Here is an 11,010-nt window from a genome sequence, read left to right as displayed (position 1 = left end):
CCAAGCGTCGCCACGGACCAAAGACCTAAACGTCAAAAAAGGGACATTCTATCCGGAAAAAAGGGGACAAAGAAAAACGGAGTTGACAGCTAGTTCCGGCAACTTCGTCTTATCTCGTTCCATGCATCACTCTCACTCCTACTCGGCCAGAGAATCCAGAGCTTCTGAATCCCCACGGATAGGGCAACTGCCGGCCAGGAAGCTCTCAAAGCTTCATACCAGACAAACGGAGTGTCAAGACAAGATTTCTCGCCTTTTATACTAGTTCAGATAGTTCACTATGCTCTTGACGCAAGGTCGCAGAAAAGGGTGATACACGATGGCTCTTCAGGGGCGGCACGAAAGTGCCAGGCCTTCCGTCCAAAGCTAGCTACAGTATCAGCATTGCGTCTCCGTAGCTGTAGAATCTGTACTTCATTTCGACTGCTTTTTTGTAGCAATCGAGGATTCTCTCTCGTCCGGCAAACGCCGATACTAGCATGAGAAGTGTTGATTTCGGGAGGTGGAAGTTTGTGATAATTGAGCTTACCAATTTGAATTCAAACGGAGTATGTATGAAAAGCCCGGTGCGTCCACTGCCTGGCTCTATTCCGCGGTGTGCCTTCTCCCCTGAAGAGATAGCCGCCACTGTCTCAAGAGCTCTGACCACAGTTGTGCCGACGGCGACAATCTTTCCACCTTCTGAGATGCTCCTATTGATCACGGATGCAGCTTCTGGCTCAATCTCGAAGTATTCTTCATCAAACACATGGTCTTCGATTCGCTCTGTCTTCACAGGCCTGAATGTGCCCGGTCCAACGTGCAGAATGAGTTTGGCGATGCGGACTCCCCTCTCTCTTATTTCATCGAGGAGTTCCTGCGTAAAGTGGAGCCCTGCCGTTGGAGCTGCAATTGAGCCTTCCTTCCTGGCATATACCGTTTGATACCGGAGTCTATCTTCTTCAGTGTCAGGTCTCTTGATGTAGGGCGGGAGGGGAACATGGCCGTGTGAAGCCACAATTTCCTCAATCGCCCCATCACTTGTACTTGTGACCTCAAACTCTCCTCTTTCTCCCCTTCCTGTGACCTCAACAATCACGGCGCCATCGCCTACCAGAATCTTTGCCCCAGCCCGGATGCCTTTTGAGGGCTTGAGAAGAGCTGTCCATGATTTGTCTGAGAGTTTCTTTACAAGAAGAAGCTCAGTCTTCTTGCCGGTGTCTTGCCTCGTCCCAAAGACTCTTGCCGCTATGACCTTTGTCTCGTTCAGAACAAGGCAATCGCCCTTCGTCATGTACCGGACTATGTCTCTGAACCTCCGGTGCTCGATCTCGCCGGTTTCTCTGTCAAGCACAAGAAGTCTTGATTCCTCTCTCTTGGGTGTTGGTTTCTGAGCGATCAGTTCTTTTGGAAGGAAATAATCGAAGTCTTCGAGTTTCAGGTTGTCAATTCGGGGACACATCACATAATTGCTTGCATTCGTATCTGCTTGATTCGCGGGCCCCTCACCTTAATCCTCTCCCCGGGGGGGAGAGGAACGGCAAGGTGGGCATCACTTGGTGGCAACCTAATTTTCTGCCTCCTCCAGAGGGGAGAGGAAACTGCACGAGCGTTGTTCCCGTCTTCCCCTCACCTCAGTCCTCTCCCCAGAGGGGAGAGGAGATCATTCGATGTCAGAAAAGGCCGTTCTGCGGGCCCTTCTTCATGTCAACTCCGAGGTGGGCATAGGCGAGACTTGTGGCTTCTCTTCCTCTTGCCGTTCTCTTAATGAATCCCTCTTGTATGAGATATGGCTCATAAACATCTTCAAGCGTGTCCGGTTCCTCGCCCACGACTACAGCAATGGTCGAAATTCCGACAGGACCTCCGCCATACTTGTGTATTATTGCCTCAAGCATCCTCCTGTCCATCTCGTCAAGTCCCATCTTATCCACATCCAGCATCTTGAGGGAATCCTCTGCCACTTCCTTGTTGATTTTCCCCTTCGCCTTGATTTGTGCAAAGTCACGGACGCGTCTCAGGAGCCTGTTTGCTATTCTCGGTGTACCCCTTGAACGCTTCGCAATTTCAAAGGCTCCGTCTTCATCCACATCAATGCCAAGAATAGTCGAAGACCTCAGAACAATCCGGTAAAGCTCATTTGGCTCGTAGTAGCCTATTCTTGTGCATACTCCGAACCTGCCCCTCAATGGAGATGATATGAGTCCTGCCCTTGTCGTAGCGCCAATGAGCGTGAACCTTGGAAGATCGAGCCGGACCGTTCTCGCGCTCGGCCCCCTGTCTATCACGATGTCAATCGCGAAGTCTTCCATGGCCGGATACAGGTATTCTTCGATCACATGATTGAGTCTGTGAATTTCATCAATGAATAGAACACCGCGTTCTTTGAGATTTGTGAGAAGCCCTGCGAGATCAGCCGGTCTTTCGAGGACTGGCCCGGAGGTGTGAGTCAATTCGACACCCATCTCCTTTGCAACGATGCCGGCAAGCGTGGTTTTTCCCAGCCCCGGAGGTCCATGAAAGAGAACGTGGTCCAGAGGCTCGCCCCTCAGCTTGGCCGCCTCAAGAAATATCCGGAGGTTCTCCTTTATCTGGTCCTGGCCGATGAAGTCTTTCAGATAAAGCGGCCTCAGGGCATTATCAAATTGCTGCTCGTCGCTCACCAGAGCAGGATCAGTTATCCCGCGTTTTCTTTTTGTCAGATCTTTGTCAGCCAATCCCCAAACCTCCTGCCTGCGTCCTATCCCCTCACCTCAATCCTCTCCCCAAGAGGGAGAGGGAAAATGAGGCCCCTCACCCTACCCTCTCCCCAAAGGGGAGAGGTTCGTGAGGGGGTGTTTGAATTAGGTGATGTGTCCCTGAATTCACTGAATTCAATCTACCCTCCCTTTGAGGGAGATGCAAGAGCGGTCTTGACAAGTTCCTCAAGTGAGAGCTCCTGTTCCGCACCTTCAAGACTCTTCTTTACGGAGTTGAGAGCTTGAGCTCTCGTGAAACCCAGGGAGACCAGCGCCACGACCGCATCTTCCAGCTTCTCCGTATCTGGTCCGCCTTTCCTGTGGACAACCTCACCACGTGCGAGGCTTGCGTCAACCTTGTCCTTGAGCTCAACTATGATTCTCTGTGCAGTCTTTTTCCCGACTCCGGAAACCGCGGTGAGGGTATCGAGGTCCCCATTGGCAATGGCGCTCTCAAGGGATTCGACATTGCAGCTCGACAGGATTCCAAGCCCGATCTTAGGCCCAATCCCGCTGATGGATATCAAAAGTTCAAAAAGCTCCTTCTCCTTCCCGGTGAAAAACCCGTAGAGTTGAAGAGCGTCTTCTCTGACAATCAGGTGAGTGAGAAGGGAAACTTCATCCCCTACGGCACCAATCTTGTTGAACGTAGAGATCGGGATGCTCACGCAGTACCCGACCCCATTCACATCGACCACCACCCTGGTTGGGCTCTTCTCGGCAACAATTCCCTTCACAATGGAAATCAAGTCTTGGACTCCTCAAGCCGGCGCAGATTCTTGAATGAGGTTCTGGATCTCCCGGTTCTCAGAAGATTGCCAAGATTTCGTCCGACTCTCCCGCTCCTGTGAAGATGGCAGAGGCCGACTGCAAGTGCATCCGCCTCATCCGGAGAGAGGCTCCGGCCGGTCTTCATTATTCTCTCAACCATGTACTGAACCTGCTGCTTTGAAGCAGCGCCATTCCCCACGACCGACTGTTTTATCTCTGAAGGGGTGTACTCGAAAACGCTCAGGTCTCTTTCAGCGGCGGCGAGAGCAATCACGCCTCTCACCTGTGCCATGCCGGCTGTCGAGCGCACATTCTTGGCGTGCACGATTCCTTCCATGGCCACTTCGTCGGGTTCGTACTCGAAGACTACTTTCTTAACGTGTCTGTAGGTTGCGAGCAGTCTTGCTGGAAAAGGGGCGTCCTTCGGGGGCTCTATCTTCCCTCCGGAAATCCATCTCGGGCCCGCCGAGGCTTCTTCAATGATGCAGAAGCCGGTAACATTTTCTCCGGGGTCAACACCGAGAACAATCACCTCCGGACCTCCTCGGGTCTTGAGCGATGCCGGGCGATTTTCTAATGTTCAAGTTTCTGCAGTATCTCATCCGGGATATCGAAATTGGCCGAAACTTTCTGGATGTCATCGTGCTCTTCAAGAGCATCCATCAGCCTGAGCACCTGCTCGGCTTCCTTTTCTCCCAGTGAGACTGTTGACTGAGGCGTGTTCGTAAGCTCCGAAGATGCAAGCTTAAATCCTGCCTTCTGAAGGGAATCTACGACCTTATCAAATGCTGAAGGGGATGTTGTGATTTCAAAGTAGTCTTTCGATTCATCGTCCACATCTTCTGCTCCGGCTTCAAGCGCAATGCCCATGAGTTTTTCTTCATCACAGGACGCCTTCTCAACGAGGATTATTCCCTTGAGGTCAAACATCCAGCCAACGCAGCCGGCCTCACCCAGTCTCCCGCCCTGCTTTGAGAAAATGTGCCTGAGTTCGGCGGTGGTCCTGTTTCTGTTGTCGGTCAGCACCTTCGCAAGAATCGCAACTCCGGCCGGGCCGTATGCCTCATAGACCACTTCTTCGTAGCTTACTCCCGGCAGCTCTCCCGTTCCTTTCTTGATCGCCCTCTCTATGTTCGAGGCAGGCATGTTCGCCGCTTTTGCCGCCTGAACTGCTGCTCTCAAGCTTGCATTCCCGGCGACATCTCCTCCATTTCGCGCTGCAACGCTTATTTCCCTTATTAGCTTTCCGAAAAGTTTTCCTCTCTGGGAATCAGCCTTTCCTTTTTTCCTTTTTATCTGGCTCCACTTCGAATGACCTGACATTTGCACCCCGCCTACTTTTGCTTTTCTTTGCTTTCCTTTGCCGCGGAGATTATCCTCTCACTCAGTTCCCTTGGCACCTCTTCGTAGTGTGAGAAACTCACTTTGTAACCTCCACGCCCGTGCGTAAGTGATCTAAGCGAAGTTGAGTACTTGTAGAGTTCTGCGCCCGGAACAAGTGCCCTGATTTTACGTGAATTTCCGGCGCTGTCCATTCCAAGGATTTTTCCGCGCTTCGAGCTCAGGTCACCGGTCACCGCGCCCATGAACTCTTCCGGAACCTCGACTTCAACCTCATCAATCGGCTCAAGCAGGACAGGGGATGCTTCGGCCACTGCAGCCCTGAATGCCATGGAACCGGCTATCTTAAAGGCCATGTCGGAAGAATCAACCGCATGGTATGAACCATCGAACAGGGTCACTTTCAGGTCAACCACCGGACAACCTGTCAACTCACCCTCGGTCATGGCTTCAACAATGCCTTTTTCAACGGCAGGAATATACTTCCCGGGAATCGCACCGCCAACTACCTTGTCCTCAAATTCAAATCCCGATCCCCTTTTCAAAGGCTCTATCTTTATCCAGACATCTCCATACTGGCCTCTCCCGCCGGACTGCCTCTTGTACCGGCCTTGCTTTTCCACTTTCGACTTTATAGTCTCTCTATACGGAATCAAGGGGCGCATCAACTCCGCCCCAACCCCGAATTTCCTTTTCAGTCTATCCACAATGACTTCAAGATGCAAATCCCCCATTCCGTAGATGAGAGTCTGATGGATCTCCGGGTTTACTTTGACTATGAAAGTAGGGTCTTCCTCATGAAGCTTCGTCAGGCCGTTGGAAATCTTCTCTTCATCACCTTTTGCCTTGGGTGCAATTGCGACCGAGTGAACCGGGTCGGGGAAATCTATCGTCTGAACTATGACCTGATCCTCCTTCGCACAGAGCGTGTGCCCTGTTGAAGTCTCCTTGAGCTTCACCGCAGCTCCAATGTCGCCTGCAGGAACTCTCGCAGTCTCTTTCCTTTCCCGGCCCTGCAGAAGGTAAACCTGCCCTATCTTCTCTGACCTGCCGGTCTTGGAGTTGAACACGTCCTTCCCTGATTCAAGATTCCCTGAAAACACTCTGAACAGAGAAAGCTCTCCAACATGAGGTTCAGATACAGTTTTGAATACGAAGGCAATCAACCCGGATGTCGGACTTATCTCCTTCTTGATAGCGGTTCCATCGGCTTTCTTGACCTCTATGGGACCAACCTCGCCTGCGCACGGCATGTATTCAACAACCCCGTCCAACAGGGACTGTATCCCCCTGTTCTGGAAGGATGAGACGGCAAAGACCGGGAAAATTTGCCTCTGACGCACAGCGGCCCTCAGGCCGTTCTTGAGCTCTTCGTCGGAAAGCGGTTTTCCATCAAGGAATTTCTCAAGAAGCTGGTCATTAGTCTCCGCAATGGCTTCGACCAGCTCTTCTCTTAGTTTCTTGGCTTTCGCCTCGAGCTCCTTCGGGATATTCGTCTCGGAAACCTTCGGACCTTGTGAGCTGTCATAGAGAAACGCTTTCATCCGCATCAGATCAACGACGCCGTGGAAGTTCTCAGCAGCGCCTGTTGGAATGACCAACGGGACGGCATGGGGCGAGAGCATCTCCCGCATCTGCGTGAGGGTCTTGTCGAAATCCGCATGTTCCTTGTCCATCATATTCACGCATATTGCCGTCGGAACCGATCCTTCTCCGAGGTAGTTCCAGATCTTCTCCGTTCCGACTTCGACTCCGGCATGTCCGCTGACGACTAGCAGCCCGCAATCTGCCACAGAAAGCGCCGAGATTACCTCGCCCACGAAGTCAAGGTATCCCGGCGAATCCAGAACATTGAGCTTGCAGCCTTTCCATTCACAGTAGCCGACTGCCAGGTTTATGCTTATTTTTCGTTCAATTTCATCTGCGCTATAGTCAAGTGTGGTGGAGCCGTCGGCAATTCTTCCGAGCCGGGACACTGCGCCTCCGTCGAAAAGAATCGCCTCAGCCAGCGAGGTCTTCCCTACTCCTCCGTGACCGACGAGAGCCACATTCCTGAGATGTGAGAGATCATATTCTTTCAATACGCACCTCCATCGCTCCAGAAAAAGGCTTCCAGCTTAGGGAGAATTGTCGAGAACTTTTGGCCATCCTATCATGGTGAAACGCAGTTGTCAACGAACCGGAGAGGCATATGCCTGCGCATTCAATAAGGCAGATGGCGCCGGATTTCGTATTGATTTTTGATGCTAACTATGCTAATATCACAGACATGAAAACACAAAAAGGGATTCTAGGCGCAGTTGTTTTGGCAGGTCTTCTCTCCTTTTCATTCTCCACGTCATTTGCCCAGGGTGTTGGCCCATTTGAATGGACAAGGGGACTCTCGCTTGTCCTCCTTTCCACAAATGATGCTCAATCCCAGGTAGCTCTGCGGGATGCGGCAGAACGGGCAGGTGGCAGGGTAGGCCTCATCTTTCCGCCCAAGGTTCTCATAGGGTGGTTTTCACAGGAAGCGGAGCAGTCAATTGTCATGATCCCCGGCGTTCGCGGTCTCTACAGAAGCTATGTCGAACCATCTTCGCTCGGCAGTATGGATGAGGCCACTCTTCAGGCTGTCCAGTTCTTTAATTCTGCGGTCTCCGGTGAGCTCGAAAGACAGCTCGCGGGAGAGCGGAGGGCTCAGAAAGGAGACCCTCTGATGGACGATGCCCTTCCTCATCCTGACGTGAACTACAATGATTACATCGAGAACCTGAGGGGCGGCTTTTCGGGGGATATTCCCAGGGATCTGGAGGAGATTCTCGGGAGGATGCCCTTGGAGGTTCAAGGGAATAGCGACAACATGGTTGGAACTGTCACTGTGACCATCTTTTTTGTGGAAAGCAATGGTTCGATTGATCCGAATACGTACACATGGACAACTACTGCACAGAACGAGATTCTCAACAAGGCGGCATCAGGTCTTGCATGGTGGGTGAGTCAGGCGGGTTCGTATGGGAAGAGTCTTAGCTTCACAATAAGAAACTACCCTGGGAGCGATGTCAGGTGCCAGACCGGTTACGAGCCAATCATCCATCCATCAACAGATGCGCCTCTCTGGGTTTCCCAGATAATGGCGAACTTCGGCTATTCCTCGGGCAGTCACATCTCCAGGGTTACCGCCTATAACACCTGGGCCAAGGCGAACTACGGCACAGACTGGGCGTATTCGGCGTTTGTTGAGTACAATCCGCCTCCGGCCGCCGACCGATTCACAAACGGTTATGCGGCGTGGGCGTATCTCGGCGGTCCGTACACGAACCTTCTGTACAGGTCGTTCGGATGGGGATTCGATATCGTTTTCCCGCATGAGACAGGCCACATTTTCTGGGCCTGCGATGAGTACTATGAGCCGGGCTATGGAGGCTGCACCAGTTGCGGAATATGCAGTCACGGTGTCATAAATGGTAATTGCGAGTACTGCAATCCTCAATCGGTTCCCTGCATGATGAAGGCGAATAGTCCTTACCTATGCGTATACACACCGGGCCAGATCGGATGGTTTACGACACCGCTTCTGCAGCACTTCTCCCACACGATCTTCGATCCTCTTGGAAACGGGAATGGAATTGCTGAGCCGGGCGAAACGGTGTCTATGGATGTCACGCTGAAGAACTATGGCTTTGAGGCAACGGGGATATCTGCCACGCTTTCCACTTCGGACTCTTACATTACCATAACCTCAAATTCCTCTACCTACCCGAACATCCCGCTTGCCGGGACCGGTTCTTCAATTACGGACTACGTTTTCTCGTCTCTCCCGGGAACACCCGTTGGGCATCTTACGAACTTCATTCTTACTATTCATGCGACAGGATACGATGTTTTGGACACGTTCAGCGTCTATATTGGAGAGACTCCAGTACTTCTTGTGGATGATGATGGCGGGGCTACTTATGAGACTTACTATCAAACCGCGATAGCAAGCACCGGCCTGAACTATCTTCGCTGGAATGTGAAGACGCAGGGCTCGCCCTCTCTTACTGAGCTCAGGAAACACAGGGCTACGGTGTGGTTCACCTCGCTCGAAACAGAGTTCACACTTAACGGGGAGGATGAAAGAAACTTGACTAGTTATTTGAACTCTGGCGGCACGCTCCTTTTCTCGTCTCAGGACTATTTGTTTGAAAGGTTTGAGACATTTGCCAAGGATATCCTCAGAGTGAACGACTTCACACCGGACGTAAACAGCAGCTCGGAGACAGGTGTCAGCGGGGATCCGATCTCTTCAGGCATGAGTCTCACCATGAGTTACCCGTTCTATAACTACTCTGACGACATTGTTCCCGGATTGAATGCTTCCAGGGTATTCACAAACTCCACCGGAAATCCCGGCGCAATAAGATTCCCCTCAAGAGGAACTGCTCCTTACAAGGCAGTTTTCATGGCATTTCCTTTTGAGGCGATATCGAATCAAGCCGCGCCAAACAACAGGAACACCGTGATGGACAGGATTCTCGACTGGCTGCTCTTGCCGCAGGATTACCAGCCGCCGGTGGTTTCACTCATTTCTCCCAATGGGAATGAAAGCTGGGAGGCCGGGACAACGCACGAGATAAGATGGGCTGCTTCCGACTCAAGCGGAGTCGATTCAATAGCGATTTTCTGTTCCGTGGACGGCGGCTTCACCTACCCGGATACGATTACGACGTCCACTCCAAACGACTCCAGCTTCATGTGGGTGGTTCCAAACTCCCCATCAGACAGCGTTCTGATCAAAGTCGTTGCGTATGACAGGTGGCTCAATACTGCCTCAGATGTGAGTGACGGTCTTTTCACAATATTTGCGCCGGATACGATACCGCCGGATGTTCTGGTCATCTCTCCGAACGGCGGTGAAGAGTGGACTGTCGCGGAGCAGGACACAATCAAGTGGACTGCCACGGATGCATCAGGAGTGGATTCGGTGTCGATCTACTACTCGATAAATAGCGGTGCCTCTTATCCATACCTGATTGCTCACGGACTTCCAAACTCGTCTTCTTATGTCTGGACGATTCCTGACACGCCTTCGGATAGCTGTAGGGTCAAGGTTGTCGCGTACGCTGAGGACGACCCGCCCGGATATGATGAGAGTGATACTCTGTTCAGAATAAAGTATCAGATTGCTGTCCTGGACAATCCGGGTAACCTGATTCCCGCCAGGTTCTATCTTGCTCAGAACCATCCTAATCCTTTCAATCCAGTGACTGGCATCTCTTTCGGCCTTCCCGCTCCGGCGCATGTCTCTCTCAAGATCTACTCAGTTTCCGGGAAGCTCATCTCCTCGCTGGTTGAGGCAAATCTCGGAGCAGGCGTGCACGATCTGACGTGGGATGGCAGAGATGATGCCGGGCGTGTTCTTGCTTCCGGAATCTACTTATTGAAACTTCACGCAGGAGTCTTCACCGAAACAAGAAAGATGGTCCTGCTGAGATAGGCGAATTATCTCAGTTCGTTTTATAGAGACCCCACCCCATGGGGTCTCTTTGTTTTCTGGCAAGGCTCCACCGCCAGAACCGCAAGGGCAGAAAAAAAGCCTGCTCTCTTATCGAGCAAGCTCTTATTCCCGGCAGCGACCTACTCTCCCACCCGGTCTACCGAGCAGTACCATCGGCGCTGGAGGGCTTAACTTCCGTGTTCGGAATGGGAACGGGTGTGGCCCCTCCGCTAATGCCACCGGAACAATCTTTTGACAAAGAACGTGATTAGTGGAAAAGGACGTTTCACAAGCCAATGCATCAAATGTTCGGCCAAGCCTCACGGCCTATTAGTACCGGTCGGCTCAACAGGTTACCCTGCTTCCACCTCCGGCCTATCAACCTCGTAGTCTACGAGGGGCCTTGAGTCCATTTACATGGAGGGACATCTAATCTTGGGGTGGGCTTCGCACTTAGATGCCTTCAGCGCTTATCCCATCCGAACATAGCTACCCAGCAATGCCGCTGGCGCGACAACTGGTACACTAGAGGTTCGTCCGTCCGGGTCCTCTCGTACTACGGACAGCTCCCCTCAAATGTCCTTCGCCCACTAGGGATAGGGACCGAACTGTCTCACGACGTTCTAAACCCAGCTCACGTACCGCTTTAATCGGCGAACAGCCGAACCCTTGGGACCTTCTCCAGCCCCAGGATGCGATGAGCCGACATCGAGGTGCCAAACC

The 11,010-nt window shown here is 52.2% G+C and carries 7 protein-coding genes and 2 rRNA genes; 1 reads left to right on the top strand and 8 read right to left on the bottom strand.

The annotated features are described in order from the left end of the window. Positions 1-370: 370 nt before the first annotated feature. From queA to fusA, 6 genes are all read right to left on the bottom strand, one after another. A complete protein-coding gene (gene queA, locus QME66_11285; GenBank protein ID MDI6809546.1) occupies positions 371-1,420 on the bottom strand; it encodes a tRNA preQ1(34) S-adenosylmethionine ribosyltransferase-isomerase QueA in 1,050 nt (349 codons plus the stop codon). Between the two features lie 232 nt (positions 1,421-1,652). Next, on the bottom strand, positions 1,653-2,660 hold the full coding sequence (ruvB, locus tag QME66_11280; protein ID MDI6809545.1) for a Holliday junction branch migration DNA helicase RuvB: 1,008 nt from the start codon (positions 2,658-2,660) through the stop codon (positions 1,653-1,655). Between the two features lie 197 nt (positions 2,661-2,857). After that, on the bottom strand, positions 2,858-3,466 hold the full coding sequence (gene ruvA, locus QME66_11275) for a Holliday junction branch migration protein RuvA (protein MDI6809544.1): 609 nt from the start codon (positions 3,464-3,466) through the stop codon (positions 2,858-2,860). After that, complete coding sequence (gene ruvC, locus QME66_11270) at positions 3,463-4,020, bottom strand: crossover junction endodeoxyribonuclease RuvC (GenBank protein ID MDI6809543.1); 558 nt, start codon at positions 4,018-4,020, stop codon at positions 3,463-3,465. Before ruvC ends, ruvA begins: the two co-directional genes overlap by 4 nt. Before the next feature lie 41 nt (positions 4,021-4,061). Continuing rightward, positions 4,062-4,811 carry a YebC/PmpR family DNA-binding transcriptional regulator gene (locus QME66_11265; GenBank protein ID MDI6809542.1) on the bottom strand — a complete coding sequence of 250 codons (750 nt, stop codon included), beginning with the start codon at positions 4,809-4,811 and terminating at the stop codon, positions 4,062-4,064. An 11-nt stretch (positions 4,812-4,822) separates the two neighbouring features. Continuing rightward, positions 4,823-6,910, bottom strand: a complete 2,088-nt coding sequence (fusA, locus tag QME66_11260; GenBank protein ID MDI6809541.1) for an elongation factor G — start codon at positions 6,908-6,910, stop codon at positions 4,823-4,825. 110 nt (positions 6,911-7,020) lie between these two features. Here fusA and QME66_11255 point away from each other — a divergent pair, with 110 nt between their 5' ends. Next, positions 7,021-10,287, top strand: coding sequence for a FlgD immunoglobulin-like domain containing protein (locus tag QME66_11255; GenBank protein ID MDI6809540.1), 3,267 nt, complete (start codon positions 7,021-7,023; stop codon positions 10,285-10,287). 127 nt (positions 10,288-10,414) lie between these two features. On the opposite strand, the gene rrf is transcribed toward QME66_11255, so the two are convergent. Then, positions 10,415-10,531, bottom strand: a 5S ribosomal RNA gene (rrf, locus tag QME66_11250). A gap of 65 nt (positions 10,532-10,596) precedes the next feature. Next, positions 10,597-11,010, bottom strand: a 23S ribosomal RNA gene (locus QME66_11245); the annotation flags it as partial.

This window comes from Candidatus Eisenbacteria bacterium (genome assembly GCA_030017955.1).
Classification (GTDB): domain Bacteria; phylum Eisenbacteria; class RBG-16-71-46; order JASEGR01; family JASEGR01; genus JASEGR01.
The sequence above is the reverse complement of the archived record's forward strand: the minus strand, read 5'-3'. Positions and strand labels throughout refer to the sequence as shown.